Source organism: Tsuneonella amylolytica (assembly GCF_003626915.1).
Taxonomy (GTDB): Bacteria; Pseudomonadota; Alphaproteobacteria; order Sphingomonadales; family Sphingomonadaceae; genus Tsuneonella; species Tsuneonella amylolytica.
The window spans coordinates 818,608-836,677 of record NZ_CP032570.1 but is presented as its reverse complement, the minus strand read 5'-3'; the positions used below and the strand labels follow the sequence as shown (position 1 = coordinate 836,677).

The 18,070-nt window shown below is 67.4% G+C and carries 11 protein-coding genes; 8 read left to right on the top strand and 3 right to left on the bottom strand.

Annotated elements, in window-relative coordinates; translation table 11 throughout:
• Positions 1–98: 98 nt before the first annotated feature.
• The gene (locus tag D4766_RS04230) at positions 99–1,403 is read left to right on the top strand and encodes a sulfotransferase family protein (RefSeq protein ID WP_234024886.1); all 1,305 of its coding nucleotides are present in this window, start codon (positions 99–101) and stop codon (positions 1,401–1,403) included.
• Between the two features lie 4 nt (positions 1,404–1,407).
• On the opposite strand, the gene D4766_RS04225 is transcribed toward D4766_RS04230, so the two are convergent.
• The 3 genes from D4766_RS04225 to D4766_RS04215 all read right to left on the bottom strand — a co-directional run bounded on the left by D4766_RS04225 (position 1,408) and on the right by D4766_RS04215 (position 5,515).
• Entirely contained in the window at positions 1,408–2,802 is a 1,395-nt protein-coding gene (locus tag D4766_RS04225; RefSeq protein WP_120716321.1) for an alpha-amylase family glycosyl hydrolase, read from the bottom strand.
• 4 nt (positions 2,803–2,806) lie between these two features.
• Entirely contained in the window at positions 2,807–4,327 is a 1,521-nt protein-coding gene (locus tag D4766_RS04220) for an MFS transporter (protein WP_120718050.1), read from the bottom strand.
• A 150-nt stretch (positions 4,328–4,477) separates the two neighbouring features.
• Positions 4,478–5,515 (bottom strand): LacI family DNA-binding transcriptional regulator, encoded by a 1,038-nt coding sequence (locus D4766_RS04215; RefSeq protein WP_120716320.1) that lies wholly within the window; start codon positions 5,513–5,515, stop codon positions 4,478–4,480.
• 214 nt (positions 5,516–5,729) lie between these two features.
• Here D4766_RS04215 and D4766_RS04210 point away from each other — a divergent pair, with 214 nt between their 5' ends.
• From D4766_RS04210 to D4766_RS04180, 7 genes are all read left to right on the top strand, one after another.
• Positions 5,730–8,513: a TonB-dependent receptor gene (locus D4766_RS04210; RefSeq protein WP_234024885.1), complete on the top strand. Its 2,784-nt coding sequence runs from the start codon at positions 5,730–5,732 to the stop codon at positions 8,511–8,513.
• A 135-nt stretch (positions 8,514–8,648) separates the two neighbouring features.
• Entirely contained in the window at positions 8,649–10,139 is a 1,491-nt protein-coding gene (locus tag D4766_RS04205) for a tryptophan halogenase family protein (RefSeq protein WP_267896441.1), read from the top strand.
• Positions 10,136–11,986, top strand: a complete 1,851-nt coding sequence (locus tag D4766_RS04200) for an alpha-amylase family glycosyl hydrolase (RefSeq protein ID WP_120716318.1) — start codon at positions 10,136–10,138, stop codon at positions 11,984–11,986. Before D4766_RS04205 ends, D4766_RS04200 begins: the two co-directional genes overlap by 4 nt.
• Positions 11,983–13,602 carry an alpha-amylase family glycosyl hydrolase gene (locus D4766_RS04195; RefSeq protein ID WP_234024884.1) on the top strand — a complete coding sequence of 540 codons (1,620 nt, stop codon included), beginning with the start codon at positions 11,983–11,985 and terminating at the stop codon, positions 13,600–13,602. Before D4766_RS04200 ends, D4766_RS04195 begins: the two co-directional genes overlap by 4 nt.
• Positions 13,599–15,641: a glycoside hydrolase family 97 protein gene (locus D4766_RS04190; RefSeq protein ID WP_120716317.1), complete on the top strand. Its 2,043-nt coding sequence runs from the start codon at positions 13,599–13,601 to the stop codon at positions 15,639–15,641. The genes D4766_RS04195 and D4766_RS04190 overlap by 4 nt, the downstream gene beginning before the upstream one ends.
• A complete protein-coding gene (locus tag D4766_RS04185) occupies positions 15,638–16,555 on the top strand; it encodes an alpha/beta hydrolase (protein WP_120716316.1) in 918 nt (305 codons plus the stop codon). Before D4766_RS04190 ends, D4766_RS04185 begins: the two co-directional genes overlap by 4 nt.
• Complete coding sequence (locus D4766_RS04180) at positions 16,540–18,033, top strand: tryptophan halogenase family protein (protein ID WP_120716315.1); 1,494 nt, start codon at positions 16,540–16,542, stop codon at positions 18,031–18,033. Before D4766_RS04185 ends, D4766_RS04180 begins: the two co-directional genes overlap by 16 nt.
• Positions 18,034–18,070: the final 37 nt, after the last annotated feature.

Below are 18,070 nucleotides of genomic sequence, written 5' to 3'. Positions count from 1 at the left end.
CCGCTTCGGGCAGGGCAATGCGGGAACCGGCGGCGCGGGCAACGGTAGATAGGCAACCGGCGCGGTGGGACGCTGCCTGTTCACGATGGGGGTTCCCTTTGCACGAAACCGACATCCGGCCGCCACGCCGCACCCGCTTAATCGACGTGCTCGACGCGGGCGTAAGGGCGGGGCGCAGGTTCGGCGCGATCGCTCCCGCGAGGCTGACGAAAGACGAGTTGCTGAGCCAGGCCGTCGAGGCGACGGGGCTCACCGACTTCGGCGACCGCTGGTTCGAGAAACCGATGGAGGTCCTGCTCGAAAGCGTTCGGGAAGAGGCGCGGCTCAACGCCATCGGCGCGCTCGCGGCGGAAAAGCAGTTCCACCACGTTCTGCGCGACCGGCTCTACACCCAGATGTGGTTCGATCGGCATCCCGAAATCCTCGCGCGCCCGATCCCGCATCCGGTGGTGATCGTCGGGCCCATGCGCAGCGGCACAACCCGGCTCCACCGCCTGCTCGCCGCCGATCGCCGCTTCGCCCACATGCGCAGCTTCGAGACGATCAGCCCGGTGCCGCGGCCCGACTTCGAAGATGTTTTGGCAGGCCGGGCCGAGGATTTCCGGCCGAAGCTCGCCAACCGGATCATGAAGGTCGCGCGGCTCGCCAATCCGCGCACTCTGTCGATCCACCCTACCGGCCCTTACGAGCCGGAGGAAGAACTCGGCCTGCTGGTCGCGAGCATGTGGGGCATGAAGCACGATGCCCAGTGGCACGTGCCGACTTACGCCCGTTTTACCGAAGGCGAGGATGCGACGCCTGCCTACCGGCACATGGCGAACCTGCTGCGGCTGATCGGCTGGAGCCAGCAGGAAAGCTCTCTGCGTCCGTGGATCCTAAAGACCCCGCAGCACATGCTCGACCTGCCCGCGCTGCTGAAGGTCTTCCCCGATGCGCGGCTGATCTTCACCCACCGCGATCCGCGCCAGGTCGTCGGCAGCGCGGCCAGTCTCGCTTGGAACCAGACCATCATCTATTCCGACCATGCCCGTGCGGGCGTCGTCGGGGCGGAATGGTTGCGCAAGACCGACCTCATGACCCGCCGCATGATGGAGGCCCGGCGCGCCATACCCGCCCACCGCATGATCGACGTGCAATACGACGCGATGGACCGCGACTGGCGCGGCACGATGGCGCGCATCTACAAGTTTCTCGGGCTCGAGATGGACAGCGCCGTCCCGGGCATGGAGCGCTACATCGAGCGCAGCCGCGCGCTCAAGCGTACGCCGCACCACTACAGCCTGCCCGAGTTCGGCCTCGACGAGGGCGAGGTCGTCGAGCGGATGTCCGATTACATCCGCCGCTTCGACGTGCCCATGGAAGGGGCCGTCCCGCCCCGCCGACGCAGGCTCTCGCGCGGGTGACCGCCTAGCGGACGGCTGCGGCCGACATCAGGCGATATTCCCACGGGGCCAGCGTGAGCGTCTGCCCCGGCGTCAGGGTGACCGCTTCACCCGTGCGAAAGGCGCGGTACTGCCCGGCCGCGTGGGCATCGGACAGCGTAGCCGTGACCGGCGCGGCGGACAGGTTGAATATGCCCACGACGCGGTTGCCGTCCGTCTGACGCGTCCAGGCGAACACCTGCTTCGGTTGGTCGGTCACGACCTGGCTCATGCGGCCACCCCATTGACCGTTGGCGAGCGCGGGATTCGCGCGGCGGAAGGCGACGAGGTCGCGGATCAGCGGACCGAGCGTGCACCCATTCGCCTGCGACCAGTCGATGGGGTCCTTCTCGAAGAATTCGAGCCGCTTGGCGTTGCAGGCTTCCTGCCCGTTGTGGACCATCGGCAGGCCTTCGCCGGTGAAGGCGAGCGCCGTCATCGCCGGCAGCGCATCGCCGAAGTTCTCGTATTGCGTCCCTTCCCACGCGTTGCTGTCGTGATTCTCGATGTAGGTCAGCCGCATCGCCTGCCGCGGCCAGGCACTCTCGTTCTCGGCGTAGTAGCCGTAGAGGGCGCTGGGGTCGGACTTGCCCTTCGCGATGTCCTTGACAATGTGATGCCATTCCCAGGCGTACACCGCGTCGAACGCCTTGCGCGTCAGTTCGGACGATTTCCATTCGGCCAGCATGAACACCGGCCGGATCGCCTCGAGCCGGGCGCGTTCCTTCTCCCAGAAATCGAGCGGTACGTAGCCCGCCACGTCCGCGCGGAAACCGTCGACGCCGTAGTCGCGCACCCACATCTCCATCGCCTCGCCCACGTGCTTGCGCACACCGGGCTGCAACCAGTCGAGATCGACGATGTCGGACCAGTCCCACCAGGGGGTGGGGCGGAAGTCGCCCTTCCAGTCCTTCTCGTACCAGTCGGGATGCTCGGTCACCAACCGGTTGTCCCACGCGGTGTGGTTGGCGACCCAATCGAGGATGACATGAAAACCGGCCGCATGCGCCGCGTCGACGAAGTGCCTGAAATCCGCTTTCGTCCCGAATTCCGGGTTCACGTCGTAATAGTCGCGCACCGAATAGGGGCTGCCGAGCGTGCCCTTGCGGTTCTTCGCGCCGATCGGGTGGATCGGCATCAGCCACAGCACATTCACACCGAGCGCCTTCAACCGCGGCAATTCGCGCTCGGCCGCGCGGAACGTCCCCTCGGGCGTGAACTGGCGGGTGTTAATCTGGTAGAGGACCGCGTCCTTCGACCATTCGGGATGCCGGACGGTCGAATAGGGTTCGGGTTGCCACACCGGATCGTAGGTCGTCTGCGCCGCGGCAGGTGCGGCAAGGGTGAGGACGGCTGCGGCTGCGAGCATGGCGTTCTTCATCGGATCAGGCCTTTTGCGGAATGGCCGAGGCCACGCGGGTCATCGCGGCGGCGGCGACGAGCCAGCTGGCCGCGGCGAACAGCATCGTCCACACCGGCTCGCCCGGGAACGCGTGCTTCATGATCGTGCCCATCACGGTCGCGACCAGCAGCTGCGGCACGACGATGAAGACGTTGAACAGGCCCATGTAGATGCCGAGCTTGGCCTGCGGCAGGTTGCTGGCGAGAATGGCATACGGCATCGCGAGGATGCTGGCCCAGGCGATGCCGATCCCGACCTCTGCCAGCAGCAGCGCCTGCGCGTCGCGCACGAAGAAGAACATTACGAAGCCGACCGCGCCCAGCGTCAGGCAGATCGAGTGCGTCTTCACCTGTCCGAACCTACGGCTCATCCACGGGAGGAGCGCCAGCGCCGCGACCGCCGCAACGCCGTTGTAGACCGTGAACAGTACGTTCACCCAGTTCGCGCCGTCGTTGTAAGCCGCGCTGGCGGTATCGGTGCTGCCGTAGACGTACTGCGTCACGACCGGGGTCGTGTTGATCCACATGATGAACAGCGCGCTCCAGCTGAAGAACTGGACCAGCGCGAGGCGCTTCATCACCTCGGGCATTCCGGAAAAATCGCCGACGATCTGGGTCAGCATTCCGTTGACGCGGCCCTTTCGCGCGAGGCGGATCGCGATGCTGCTGAGCGCGCCGTAGGCGATCAGCAGTGCGCCGAGGAGATAGACCTCCTTCTCCAGCGCCAGCACGTCGACGAGGATCATGACGACGGCGCCCGCGGCGACCCAGGCGAACGGTCCGCCCGATCCCTTTTCCGCCAGCGCCTCGACCGGCTGGTGGGTGGGGACCGCGTCGGCGCCCGCGAACGCAGCTTGCTGTTCGGGCGAGTATTCGCGGGTCGTCAGCACCGTCCACAGCACTGCCGCAAACAGCGCCGCGCCGCCCGCCCAGAAGCTCCAACGGACGGTGTCGGGCAACGCGCCATCGGGGGCGACGTTGGCGACCCCCATCTGGTCGAGCAACCAGGGAAAGATCGAGCCGACCACCGCGCCCGCACCGATAAAGGCGGTCTGCACCGCATAGCCCGCGGCGTGCTGGTCGGTCCGCAGCATGTCGCCCACGAACGCGCGAAACGGCTCCATCGAGATGTTGAGGCTGGCGTCGAGCAGCCACAGCAGCGCGGACGCGAACAGCAGCGGCGCGCCGAACGACGGGGCGAGCGGCATGAGGAACAGCGCCAGCGCGGCGAGGATCGCTCCGGTGAGGAAATAGGGCCGTCGGCGGCCGAGCCGGTTCCACGTGCGGTCGGACAGGTATCCGATGATAGGCTGGACGATGAGGCCTGTGAGCGGTGCCGCGACCCACAACGCGGGAAGGTCGTCCATGCTCGCGCCCAGCGTCTGGAAGACGCGGCTCATGTTGCCGTTCTGCAGCGCGAAGCCGATCTGGATGCCGAAGAAGCCGAAACTGATGTTCCACAGCCCGGCAAAGCCCTGCCGCGGTTTCTCCAGCACTTGGCTCATGCGCGGCCCATCCTTCCCGTGTCCCTCGGCGGCTCGGACCGCCCTTTCATCCGGCAGGCGCTGGCGCAAACCGGCCAGTGCGGCAAGCCGCATACGAATGTTGTGCGCTGCCCTCGTTCGGGCAGCAGCGGGCGACTGCGGGCGGCAGGGTCAGCCGGTGGCGGTGCTCTCACGGACGACGAGACGGGTCGGCAGTCGCGGGGCGGGACGGGGCCGGCCCGCGATATTGGCGAGCAGCGTCTCGACCAGCATCTCCCCCGCGCCGCGAATGTCCTGCTGCACGGTCGTCAGCGGCGGGCGGGTGAGGCTGGCGGCCGGAATGTCGTCGAAGCCGACCACCGCGACATCGCTAGGCACGCTGCGCCCCGCCTCGGCAAGCGCGCGCAGGGCGCCGATCGCGATCAGGTCCGACGCGGCGAAGATCGCATCGAACGGGATGCCGCCCGCCAGGATCGCCCGCGCGGCGCGGTAACCGGCTTCCTCGCTCGTCACCGCATCGTGCTGGAGCGCGGACTCGGGTTCGAGCCCGGCTGTCCGCAGGGCGGCGCATAGACCTTCGTACCGGCTGGCAAATTCGGGGTAGTGACTGTCGGCGTGCCCGAGAAAGGCCACCCGCCGCCGCCCCCGCGCCACGAGATGCTCGCCCGCCATGCGCCCGGCCTCGAAGTTGTCGGAGCCCACCGTGCCGCCCCCGGCATCGTTGGATACCGACCCCCATCGGGCAAAGTGCGTGCCCTGCCGGCGCAGCTGCTCGAGGCGTTGCTGGTAAACCGTCCAGTCTCCGTAACCGAGCAGGATCAGCCCGTCGGCCCGGTGGCTGTCCTGGTAGCGTACGTGCCAATCGTCCTCGAGCCGCTGGAACGAGATGAGGAGATCGAGTCCGCGATTGGCCGCCGCGCGCGTAATCGACCCCAGCATCGCCAGGAAGAACGGGTTGATCATGCTTTCGTCGGGAGTGGGGTCCTCGAAAAAGAGCAGGGCGATGGTGTTCGACCGCTGGCTCCGCAGCGAGCTCGCGTTCTTGTCGACGGTGTAATTGAGCTCGCGCGCGATCCGCTCGATCTTCTCGCGCGTCGCCAGTGCTACCGACCGGTCGCCGCGCAAAGCCCGGCTCACCGTCGGCTGCGAAACCCCGGCGAGGTAGGCGATGTCGAAACTGGTCGGCCTGCCGGTCGGTGCGCGGCCCATGCTCTCTCCCTGATCGCATCGAGACTTATGCCGCGCGCGCACGAATGGAAAGCCAGTGCGAACGGTGGGACCGCGGATGTCGCAAATCGGCCACACCGGTGATGCTGCACTGCACAAGCATACGTATACCGGCTTCCGGGAGGGGCGGTCGCGCCCGTATCGGACCGACAAGAGCGGCGCTTTTGGACGGCGCCCCCGAGGGGAGAGATCGATCGTGACACTTCGCACCACCATTATCCGCGGCGTCAGCGGAACGGCTCTGGCATTCGCGCTGGTCGGCGGTTTCGCCCCGGCGGCGTTTGCTCAGACTACGACCGGTGCCAGCACCAATACCGATCCCAACGCGACCACCACCGCCGAGGATACCGCGCCGGCCGACCAGGAAGCCGATCCGAACGAGATCGTCGTCACCGGCTACGGCGCCAGCCTCGCGAACGCGGTGAACACCAAGAAGGGTGCCGAGCAGATCGTCGAGGCGATCAACGCCGAAGATATCGGCAAGCTGCCCGACGCATCGATCGGTGAATCGATCGCCCGCCTGCCCGGCCTCACCTCCCAGCGCCTCAACGGCCGCGCCAACGTGATCGCCATCCGCGGCTTCGGCCCGGACTTCTCGCAGACGACCCTCAACGGCCGCGAGCAGACGACCACCAGCGACAACCGCTCGGTCGAGCTCGACCAGTACCCGGCGGAAATCGTCAACCAGGTCGTCGTCTACAAGTCGCCGAGTGCCTCGCTCGTCGGCCAGGGGCTCGTCGGCACGATCGACATCCGCACGATCCGCCCGCTCGAGACGGGCAAGCGTATCCTGGCGGTCGGCGCGCGCGGTTCCTACGCCGATCTCGGCAAGCTCAACGCCGGTTCGAAGGACCTCGGCTACCGCGTCAATGCGACCTACGTCGACCAGTTCGCCGACGACACCCTCGGCGTCTCGCTCGCCGCATCATACGTCGACGAGCCCTACCAGCTGCAGGAATTCAATGCTTGGGGATACGCCGGCGACGGTTCGGCGGCGAGCCCGAGCGTGATCGGCGGATCGAAGTCGTACGTCACCTCGACCCAGCTCAAGCGCCTCGGCATCAACGGGACCGTCCAGTACCAGGCGACCCCGACGCTTCGCATGACGCTCGACGGGTTCTATTCGAACTTCAACGACGACCAGTCGAAGCGCGGCATCGAACTGCCGCTCGGCTTTGGCTCGTTCGGCACCACCACCTCGATCACCACGGTCGAGGACGGCTTCGCCACGGCGGGCACGTTTGGCAACGTGCGCGGCGTCGTGCGCAACGACATCTTCCAGCGCAAGGCCGACCAGTATTCGGGTGGCTTCAACGTCGACTACGACGGTGACGACGGCTGGCACGCGTTCTTCGACGTCGGCTATTCGCGCACCGACCGCAACGAGCTGAGCCTCGAAAGCTACGCCGGCACCGGCTTCGACGGCGCGAACACCGGCAACGGCGCGGCGGCCACGATCGGCTTCCAGTCGGGCCCGACCGGCACCGTGTTCAGCCCGTCGCTCGACTACAGCGATCCCAGCCGCATCTTCCTCACCGACCCGCTCGGCTGGGGCGGGGGCGCCGTGCCGCAGGCCGGCTACTCCAACAACCGCATCATCAACGACGAGCTGTGGCAGTTCCGCACCGAGGTCGAGAAGGAGCTCAACGGCGGCTTCCTCTCGAGCGTGCAGGTGGGGATGAACTACACCCGCCGCGAAAAGACGTTGACCCCGGACGAGGCGTTCATCCGCCTGCCGGGCACCGCGACGCGGGTCGCGCTTCCGTCGCAGTACCAGCTGCGTTCGACCAACCTCGGCTACCTTGGGCTCGGACCCATCCTCAGCTACGACGCGCGCGATCTGATCGCAGGCGGAGTGCTGGTGCTCGAGCCGCGGGTGACCACCGGCCCCAATGCCGCGAACGACGTGCTGGGCAAGGGCTACACCGTCAACGAGGACCTGCTGACTGCCTACCTCCAGGCGAACATCGAGGCGCAGCTCGGCGCTGCCGACCTGACCGGCAACGTCGGCGTCCAGGCGATCAACACCGAACAGAAGTCGACCGGGTTCGTATTCCCGGCGGCCGGCCCGCTGCTTCGCACGCTCGGCGACGATTACTGGGACGTCCTGCCCAGCCTCAACCTGTCGCTGCGCCTGCCCAGCAACACCGTGCTGCGCTTCGCCGCGGCGCGCGAGATCATGCGTCCCCGCCTCGACGACATGCGCCTGTCGATCGGCTACGGCATCGATGCCTCGGTTCCCGGCGGCCTGATCCGCGGCGGCGGCGGCAACCCGTACCTGCGCCCCTACCGGGCCAACGCGGTCGACTTCAACGTCGAGCAGTACTTCGGCACCGGAGGCGTCGTCGCGCTCCAACTGTTCTACAAGGACATCAAGAGCTACATCTTCAACGGCCGTATTCCGTTCGATTACTCGGGCTTCCCTACCCCGACCGGTGCGGCGGCCTACCCGAACCTGCCGGCGATCGGCACGCTCGACGCTCCGGTCAACACCGGCGGCGGCGACCTCTACGGCGGCGAACTGGCGGTCACCCTCCCGTTCTCGACCTTCAGCAGCGCGCTCGAAGGGTTCGGCATCACCGGCGGCGCGGGCTACACCAAGACCAACGTCGAGGATGCGGACGGCAACGAGACGCAGATCCCCGGCTATTCGAAGTGGGTCGTGAACGGCACCGCGTACTTCGAGAAGTACGGCTTCAACGCCCGCGCCAGCGCGCGGTACCGGTCGACCTTCCTCGGCGACTTCACCGGCTTTGGCGGTTCGCCGACGCGCCGGACCGCGCTCGCCGAGACGATCATCGACGCGCAGATCGGCTACGACTTCCAGCCGGGCAGCGCGCTGGAGGGCCTGTCGCTCTACCTGCAGGGACAGAACCTCACCGACGAACGGTTCGCTTCGGTGGGCGCGAACCGTAACCAGGTGATCGACTACCAGATCTACGGTCGCCGGTTCCTGGCCGGGTTCACCTACAAGTTCTGACGATACGGGGAGCGGGGCCGGTGTTCGACACGAGTACCGGCCGCCGCAATCCCGCCAGACCTTGTAACGTTGCCGCACGCGGGCCAAGCTGGCCCCCGCGGCGCCCGGACGACCGACGAGCGGGGGAGCGCATCCGTGCCGACTGACAGGCTCGAGACCATCGTGATCGTCGGCGGGGGTACCGCCGGCTGGATGGCTGCGGCCGCGCTATCGCGGTTTGCCCCGCACCTCACGGTCACGCTCGTCGAGAGCGAGGCGATCGGCACCGTCGGCGTGGGCGAGGCGACGATCCCGCAGATACGCCTGTTCAACGCCGCGCTCGGTATCGACGAGGGCGAGTTCGTCCGCGAGACCGGTGCCACCTTCAAGCTCGGCATTTCGTTCGACGGCTGGAGGCGCCCGGGCAGCAGCTACATGCACGCCTTCGGGACGGTGGGTCGCGGGGAGGGGCTCGTCCCATTCCGCGACCTGTGGCTGCGCGGCCGCGCCCTCGGCATCGCGAAGCCGACTGCGCACTATTCGGTGAACGAGATCGCCGCGCGGACCGGCCGGATGCAGCCCAGCGGGGACATGCCCTACGCCTACCATTTCGACGCCGGGCTCTATGCCGCGTTCCTGCGCCGCTATGCCGAAGCGCGCGGGGTCCGGCGTGTCGAGGGGACGGTACTTTCGGTCGAGCAAAAGGGCGAGACCGGTGAAATCGCTTCCGTCGCCCTCGACGGCGACCGGCGAATTGCCGGCGACTTCTTTCTCGACTGCACCGGCTTTCGCGGCCTGCTGATCGAAGGCGCTTTGCAAGCGGGCTACGACGAATGGTCGCATTGGCTGCCCTGCGACCGGGCACTCGCCGTGCCATGCACCGGCGGGGGCGATTTCACGCCCTATACCCGCTCCACCGCGCGCGAGGGCGGCTGGCAATGGCGCATCCCGCTCCAGCACCGGATCGGCAATGGCGTGGTCTACTCCTCCGCGCACTGGAGCGACGAGAGGGCGGCGGACACCTTGCTGGCGAACCTCGACGGGGAGCCGCAGGGCGATTTGCGTCCTCTGCGCTTCACGACCGGCACACGTCGACGGCACTGGGTCCGCAACTGCCTCGCCATCGGTCTCGCGGCCGGGTTCATGGAGCCGCTGGAGTCGACTTCGATCCATCTCGTCCAAAGTGCGATCGGGCGGTTTCTCTCGGTTCTTCCCGCCGGCCGCCCGGACCCGGGCATCGCCGACTGGTTCAACGCGCAGGCCGACTTCGAATGGAGCCGGGTGCGCGATTTCCTCGTCCTCCACTACCATGCCAACAACCGGCACGGCGAAGCCTTGTGGGACGATTGCCGCTCGATGGACCTGCCCGATACGCTGGTCGCGAAGATCGAGGCGTGGCGGGCCTGCGGGTTCATCCATCGCGAGCACGAAGAACTGTTCACCGAAGTCGCCTGGTTCCAGGTCTTCGCGGGACAGGATGTCGCCACCCGGCGCTGGAGCCCGCTGGCCGATGCCATGCCGGAGGACGGCTTGCGCCGCTTCCTGTCCGATATCGAAGCCGCCTCGGCCGAGGCGGTTCGCCCGATGCCCCGCCATTTTGAGGCCGTGCAGTGCATCGCCCAAACCCGGCAAGGAGTCGCCGCATGACCGTCCGCCCCATTCTCGCCGCCGCACTCGTCGCCCTGCTCCCCGGCTGTGCCTCTGCGCAGGTTGCGCCCGCCGCGGCCACCGCGCCGGTCGCGGCTGCAAGCTTCCGGGACCGCCTGCCGGCCGACGAGACGATCTATTTCGTCCTGCCCGACCGGTTCGCCAACGGGGACCCGGCCAACGATCGAGGCGGCCTTACGGGCGACCGGCTCGTCACCGGCTTCGATCCCACGGCCAAGGGATTCTACCACGGTGGCGATCTGAAGGGCCTGACCGAGAAGCTGCCGTATCTCCAGAACCTCGGGATCACCGCGATCTGGTTCGCCCCGATCTTCCAGAACAAGCCGGTCCAGGGGCCGAAGGGCGATGAAAGCGCAGGTTACCACGGATATTGGGTGACAGACTTCACCCGGCCCGATCCGCACTTCGGCTCGCCTTCCGAATTCAAGGTCTTCGTCGATGACGCCCACGCGCGCGGGATGAAGGTCTACATGGACATCATCACCAACCATACCGCCGACGTCATCAAATACGCCGACGGCGAGGCGAATGGTTACAGGTATCGCAGCCGCGGCGACTATCCCTATTCGCGCAAGGGCGGCCTGGGCGGCGCGCCCATCAATGCGGGTTTCGCCGGCGATGCGAATTCGAGCGCGGCCAACTTCGCCGAGTTGACCGATCCCGCCTACGCCTACACCCCTGTGGTGCCGGCAAGAGAGAAGGACGTGAAGCGGCCCGCCTGGCTGAACGATCCGATCTATTATCACAATCGCGGCGACAGCACGTTTACCGGCGAGAGCAGCCGCTTCGGCGACTTCGCGGGCCTTGACGACCTGTTCACCGAACATCCCCGCGTCCGGTCGGGAATGATCGAGATCTACGGGAAATGGATCGAGGATTACGGCGTCGACGGATTCCGCATCGATACGGCGCGTCACGTCGATCCGGGCTTCTGGCGGGAGTTCGTTCCGGCCATGCAGGCACGCGCGGCTGCACGCGGCATTCCCAACTTCGCGATCTTCGGCGAAGTATACAAGGACGTGCCCGACAACGGCTACATCGCTCAATACACCCGGCGGGACGGGTTACCGGCGGTGCTCGACTTCGCCTTCCAGGCGGCCGTGCGCGAAGTGCTCGGCCGGGGGAAGGGCACGTACGTGCTCAACGATCTGTTCGACGGAGATGTGCTCTACGAAGGCGGCGAACCGGCGGCGCGCAACTTGCCGACATTCCTCGGCAACCACGACATGGGTCGCTTCGCGATGATGGTGAAGGCCGACATGCCGGACATTTCCGATGACGACCTGCTGGCTCGCACGCTTCTCGCACACGCGATGTTGCTGACGCTGCGGGGGGCACCGGTGATCTACTACGGTGACGAGCAGGGTTTTGTCGGGACCGGTGGTGACCAGCTCGCGCGGGAGGACATGTTTCCCAGCCGCACGGCGATATACAACGATAACCCCCTTATCGGCACCGCTTCAACCACTGCAGAAGCGAACTTCGACGAAAGCCATCCGTTGTTTCGCCAGATCGGCGCGCTGTCGCGACTGCGGCAAGCGCATCCTGCGCTTCGCACAGGAAAGCAGATCGTGCGGCATTACGAACAGGAGCCGGGCGTGTTCGCCGTCAGTCGCTTCGATCCGGTCGACGGTACCGAGTACCTCGTCGTTTTCAACACCACTGCTGCTCCGCGCAAAGCCAATATCGTTGTCGGTACGGATGTGCTGAGCCTCCAGACTTTGGCGGGCAACTGCCCCGCTTCCAGCGCGGCTCCGGGCAGCGCCACCGTTTCGCTTCCGGCATTTGGTTGGGCGGTCTGCCGCGCGCGGGAGACGGTACAGTGAACCGCCCCGAGAAACTTTCACTTGCCGACACCGTGCCGCGCCCGTGGTGGCGCGGGGCGACGATCTACCAGATCTACCCGCGCAGTTTCATGGATTCCAACGGCGACGGGATCGGCGACCTGCCCGGGATCACGTCGCGGCTGGAGCACGTCGCCTCGCTCGGCGTCGACGCGATCTGGGTCAGCCCGTTCTTCAGGTCGCCGATGAAGGATTTCGGCTACGATGTGGCCGACTACTGCGACGTCGATCCCATTTTCGGCACGCTGGCCGATTTCGATGCGCTGGTCGAGCGGGCGCACGCGCTCGGTCTGAAAGTGCTGATCGACCAAGTCTATTCGCACACCTCGGACGAACATCCGTGGTTTGCCGAGAGCCGTCAGGACAGAACCGGCCCGAAGAACGACTGGTATGTCTGGGCGGACGCCAAGCCCGACGGGTCGCCGCCGTCGAACTGGCAGTCCGTGTTCGGGGGTCCCGCGTGGACGTGGGACGCCCGGCGCGGACAGTACTACCTGCATAATTTCCTCGGCAGCCAGCCGCAGCTCAACCTGCATAACCCCGCCGTGCAGGACGCCGTTCTGGGGGTGATGCGGTTCTGGCTGGACAGGGGCGTCGACGGGTTCCGCATCGATGCGCTGAACTTCGCGATGCACGACCCTGCCTTGCGCGACAATCCGCCCGCGCCGCCGACCGACAGGCCGCGCACGCGGCCGTTCGATTTCCAGCGCCGGGTCCACAACCAGTCCCATCCCGACATCCCGCGCTTCATCGAGCGGATTCGCGCGCTGACCGACCGGTACGATGCGGTTTTCACCGTCGCCGAGGTCGGCGGTGACGAGGCGGAGGCCGAGATGAAGGCCTTTACCGCCGGCGAGAATCACCTCAATTCGGCCTACGGGTTCAACTTCCTCTATGCCGACCGGCTGACGCCGCAACTGGTTTGCGCGGCGCTCGCGGAATGGCCCAATGCGCCCGGCCTCGGCTGGCCGAGCTGGGCGTTCGAGAACCACGACGCGCCGCGCGCGCTCAGCCGGTGGTGTGCGCCGGCCGACCGGGACGCGTTCGCCCGGCTCAAGATGCTCCTGCTGGTGGCGCTGCGCGGGAATGCCATCCTCTATCAGGGCGAGGAACTGGGGCTGACCCAGGTCGACATTCCGTTCGAACAGGTGCGCGATCCCGAAGCGATCGCCAACTGGCCGCTCACCCTCAGCCGCGACGGCGCACGCACGCCCATGCCCTGGACCGCAGACGCGGCGGACGCCGGGTTCGGGTCCACCGAGCCGTGGCTGCCCGTCGGGGCCGAAAACGCGGGCCGCGCGGTCGACGTGCAGGAAGCCGACGATCGCTCGCTTCTGGCGCATACGCGCGCGATGCTGGCGCTGCGCGCGGCGAACCCCGCGCTCCATCACGGGACGATCGATGCCTGCCGCGCGGAAGGCGACCTGCTCGTCCTCGACCGCAGCGCAGACGGGCAAAGCGTCCGCATCGTCGCCAATTTCGGGAGAGAGACCATCGAACTGAACCACGACCGGGCGACCGGAGATACACTGGCCGCCATCAACGGCGCGACCCCTTCGGCGCTGCCCGCCTACGCCGCGCTGGTGATCGCCCGATGAAGGCCGCCGCGCTCCTCCTCGCCGCCTCAGCGCTCGTGGCCCCGGCGGCGGTTCTCGGTGCCGAGACCGTCGCATCGCCCGACGGCAGCATCGTCGTCACCGTCGATGCCGACGGCGAGGGCATCCCGTTCTACGAGGTCTCGCGCGGCGGCAAGCCGCTGATCGAAAAGAGCGTCATCGCCTTCAACTTCACCGACGAGGACCCGCTGCGCCGCGGCCTCGCCATCGAAGGCACGCCGAAGACGGCCAGCGTCGACACCCGGTGGGAACAGCCGTGGGGCGAGCGCCGCTTCGTGACCGACCGGCACAACGAATTGGCCGTCACGTTCGCCCACGCACCCACAGACCGGCGCTTCACCGTCCGCTTCCGCGTGTTCGACGACGGGTTCGGATTCCGAAGCGAATTTCCGGACCGGCCGGATCAACCCAAGACCAGCATCGCGGAAGAGCTGACCGAGTTCGCCATCGTGCCCAAGGGCACCGCGTGGTGGATCCAGGCGGGCGACTTCAACCGCTACGAGCAGATCTACCAGAAGACCCCGATCGACGCGGTCTCGATGGCGCACACGCCGATGACGATCCGCCTCGACGACGGCACCCACATGGCATTCCACGAGGCCGCGCTGGTCGATTATTCGGGCATGTGGTTGCAGCGGCTGACCGGCCAGCGATTTCGCGCGACGCTCGCCCCCTCGAGCCGCGGGGCCAAGGTCGTGCGCACGGGCGCATTCACGACGCCGTGGCGCTCGGTCCGTATCGCGCCGAACGCGGCGGGCCTCGTCGAAAGCGATCTCGAACTCAACCTCAACGAACCCAACAAGCTGGGCGACGTCAGCTGGTTCAAGCCGGCCAAGTACATCGGCATCTGGTGGGGCATGATCAGCGGCAAGTGGAGCTGGGCGCAGGGTCCCAATCACGGCGCCACGACCGAGCGGACCAAGCAGTACATCGATTTCGCCGCCAAGCACGGCTTCCGCGGGGTCCTCGTAGAAGGCTGGGATTACGGCTGGGACGGCAACTGGTTCGGCAACGGCCGCGAATTCAGCTTCACCAAGCCCTATCCCGACTTCGATCTGCCTGCGCTGGCGGCCTATGCCAGGAAGAAGGGCGTGCACCTCATCGGTCATAACGAGACCGGCGGCAACATCGCGGTGTACGAGGCGCAGCTCGCCGACGCGATGAAGCAGAACGCGCAGTACGGGATCGACGTGGTCAAGACCGGCTACGTCGCCGATGCCGGCGGGATCATCTCCTGCAACGCCGACATCGCCGACCCGTGCGGGGAGCAGACGATGGAATGGCACGATGGCCAGCGGCAGGTGCAGCACCACCTGCGGGTGGTCGAGGAAGCGGCGAGAAATAAGGTGGCGATCAACCCGCACGAACCGGTGAAGGATACCGGCCTGCGCCGCACCTATCCCAACTGGGTCGCCCGCGAGGGCGCGCGGGGTCAGGAATACAACGCGTGGGCGCCGTTCAACAATCCGCCGAGCCACGAACCGACGCTGGTCTATACCCGGATGCTGTCGGGGCCGATGGACTACACGCCCGGAGTGCTCAGCGTGACCGGCGGCAACGGGGTGCCGATGGCCAGTACGGTCGCCAAGCAGCTCGGCCTCTATCTCGCGATCTATTCGCCGATCCAGATGGCGGCGGACTTCGTCGAAAGCCTCGCCGAGCATCCGAAGGAGCTCGAATTCATCAAGGCTGTGCCGGCCGACTGGGCCGAAAGCCATCTCGTCGCGGGCGAGGTGGGCGAGTTCGCGATCTTCGCGCGCAAGGATCGCAACAGCGCCGACTGGTACGTGGGCGGCATCAACGATGCGACGGCCCGCGAGGTCACGGTGACGTTCGACTTCCTCGAACCCGGCAAGCCCTACACCGCCTCGATCTGGAAGGACGGCGAGGGCGCGACTTACGAGACCGATGCGCGCCACCGGATCGCCTACGACACGAAGACGGTGCGCAAGGGCGACACGCTGACCCTTTGGCTCGCGCCCGGCGGCGGGGCGGCGGTGCGCCTCGCCCCGGGCAAATGATCGCACGGTTGCTCGCGGCGGTTCTCGCGCTCGCGCTGGCAGGATGCGCGACGGTACCGCCGCAGCCGCCCGTTGCCCGTACGATCGAGTGGGCGGGCCTCGCTGCGGAGGGCCTGCCCGAACAGCGCGTGACCGTCTGGCTGCCGCCCGAATACGCCGCGAATCCCGCCCGCCGATACCCGGTGCTCTACATGTGGGACGGGCAGAACCTGTTCGACCCTGCGCAGACCCATTACGGCAAGGCGTGGATGGTGCAGGATGTCCTCGGCCGCATGGTCGGGGCGGGGGAGGCGGAGCCGCACATCGTCGTCGGCGTGTGGTCTCCGCCCGGCAAGGACCGCTACCGCGTCTACTTGCCGCAGAAGCCCGCGGCGGCGATGCCCGATGCCGTCCGGGCCGCGATGGCCGGGGAGGCGGGCGGGCCGTTCGCGGCCGATCGCCAGCTCGGCTGGGTGGCCGACGTGCTGAAGCCCCGCGTCGACCGGACCTTCCGCACGCGCACGGCCCCGCGCGACACGACCGTCGTCGGCGCCAGCATGGGCGGGCTCATGGCCTGCTATGCCGCTATCGAGCGGCCCGACGTCTTCGGCCGGGCAGGGTGCGTGAGCATCCCCTTCGCGCCGGTCGGCGGCGACGTGGCTGCCGCTCACAAGCCGGGTATCGAGCGCGCATGGGCGGCCTATCTCGCGACCGCGCTCGGCAGGCCCGGGGGCCGGCGTATCTGGATGGACCACGGCACGGCCGGAATGGATGGCACGTTCGGTCCATGGCAGGATGCGGTCGCCGGCGACTTCGCCGCGGCGGGCTGGGCGGAGGGCCGCGACTTCACCGCTCGCAGTTTCGCGGGCGCGGAGCACGACGAGAATTTCTGGCGTGCACGGATGCCCGAAATGCTGGCATGGCTCTGGCGGTGAGCCACGACGACCAGCCGAAACCTCCCCGTGTCGTAGTCCTGGGCGGCGGCAGCGCCGGCTGGATCACCGCCTGCCTTCTGCACAAGGCCTGGGGTCACCGGGGCGGCAGTGTGACGCTGGTCGAAAGTCCCGAGATCGGCACCATCGGCGTGGGCGAAGGGTCGACCCCACAGATGAAGGCGCTGTGGGACCATCTCGGCATCGACGAAGCGGCTTTCATGACCGCGTGCGATGCCACCTACAAGCTCGGTATCCGGTTCACCGGCTGGAGCGAGCGGCCGGGTTTCGAAAGCTACTTTCACCCGTTCCCGGGACCGGTCGACCTTCACACCGAACCGGCGTTCGTCGCCAACTGCGCGCTCGCCCGGCGGGGCCTGGACGTGCCCGCGCTGCCCGACCCGTGGTTTCTCGCAGCACGGCTTGCGGAGGAGGGCAGGGGCCCGCACCCGGGGGCCGGCTTCCCCTTCGGCCCGAGCTACGGCTACCATTTCGATGCCCACAAGCTCGGCGCGTTCCTGCGCGACTGGGCGACCGCGCGCGGCGTCGTCCATCTCGAACGCAGAGTCGCCGATGTCGCGCTGGACGAGGCCGGCAATGTCGCGGCGCTGGTGTGCGAAGGCGGCGAGCGAATCGAAGGCGACCTGTTCGTCGACTGTTCGGGCTTCGTCGGTATCATCGCCCAGCGCGCGCTGGGCGGAGAATTCCGGTCCTTCGCAGGCAACCTCTTCAACGACCGCGCGGTCGTCATGCCCACAGGGCGACCGGCGGCGATCCGCCCGCAGACGGAGGCCGTCGCCATGACCGCCGGATGGCGCTGGTCGATCCCGCTCACTACCCGCGTCGGCAACGGCTACGTCTATTCCAGCGCGCACATCTCGGACGAAGCGGCGGAGGCGGAACTGCGCGCCGCCTGCGGCAGCACGGCCGATGCCCGGATCCTGCGCATGCGGGTCGGCCGCGTCGAGCGGACGTGGCACCGCAACTGCCTTGCCGCCGGCCTGGCGCAGGGGTTCATCGAGCCGCTTGAAGCGACCGCGCTCCACATCGTCATCGCCACCGCGCTCGAATTCGCGCGCGCCTTCGAGGACGGCGGTTTTACCGACCGGCACCGTGCAGCCTTCAACGACCGTGTCGCGCTCCGCTACGAAGGGGTGCGCGACTACATCGTCGGCCACTACCGGATGAACCAGCGCAACGATTCGCCCTATTGGCACGAGAACCGCAAGAACCAGGACCTGTCGGACGGCCTCAAGGCGATGATGACCGCCTGGTTCACTCATGGCGACCTCGCCAAAGCGAACGCGCGCGCCTACGCCGTGCCGGCCTACTCGGCGATGAGCTGGCACGCCCTTTTCGCCGGCTATGGTTCGTTTCCTGCGCCAGCGAAGATGCAACCCGCCGGCGAGGCCGGGCGGCAATCGCTCGAGAAAGTCGAAGCGATGCTCGCCGCGTGCGCAATCAATTTCGCAAGGCTTTGAGCGCCGCCCATCGCAATGCCGCGGGGCCGGTCCAGCC

What these genes read in the sequence shown, in the direction of transcription:
- D4766_RS04190 (WP_120716317.1), top strand. Translation starts at nt 13,599, where the DNA reads ATGAAGGCCGCCGCGCTCCTCCTCGCCGCCTCAGCGCTCGTGGCCCCG.
- D4766_RS04225 (WP_120716321.1), bottom strand. Translation starts at nt 2,802, where the DNA reads ATGAAGAACGCCATGCTCGCAGCCGCAGCCGTCCTCACCCTTGCCGCA.
- D4766_RS04215 (WP_120716320.1), bottom strand. Translation starts at nt 5,515, where the DNA reads ATGGGCCGCGCACCGACCGGCAGGCCGACCAGTTTCGACATCGCCTAC.
- D4766_RS04220 (WP_120718050.1), bottom strand. Translation starts at nt 4,327, where the DNA reads ATGAGCCAAGTGCTGGAGAAACCGCGGCAGGGCTTTGCCGGGCTGTGG.
- D4766_RS04185 (WP_120716316.1), top strand. Translation starts at nt 15,638, where the DNA reads ATGATCGCACGGTTGCTCGCGGCGGTTCTCGCGCTCGCGCTGGCAGGA.
- D4766_RS04200 (WP_120716318.1), top strand. Translation starts at nt 10,136, where the DNA reads ATGACCGTCCGCCCCATTCTCGCCGCCGCACTCGTCGCCCTGCTCCCC.
- D4766_RS04180 (WP_120716315.1), top strand. Translation starts at nt 16,540, where the DNA reads ATGGCTCTGGCGGTGAGCCACGACGACCAGCCGAAACCTCCCCGTGTC.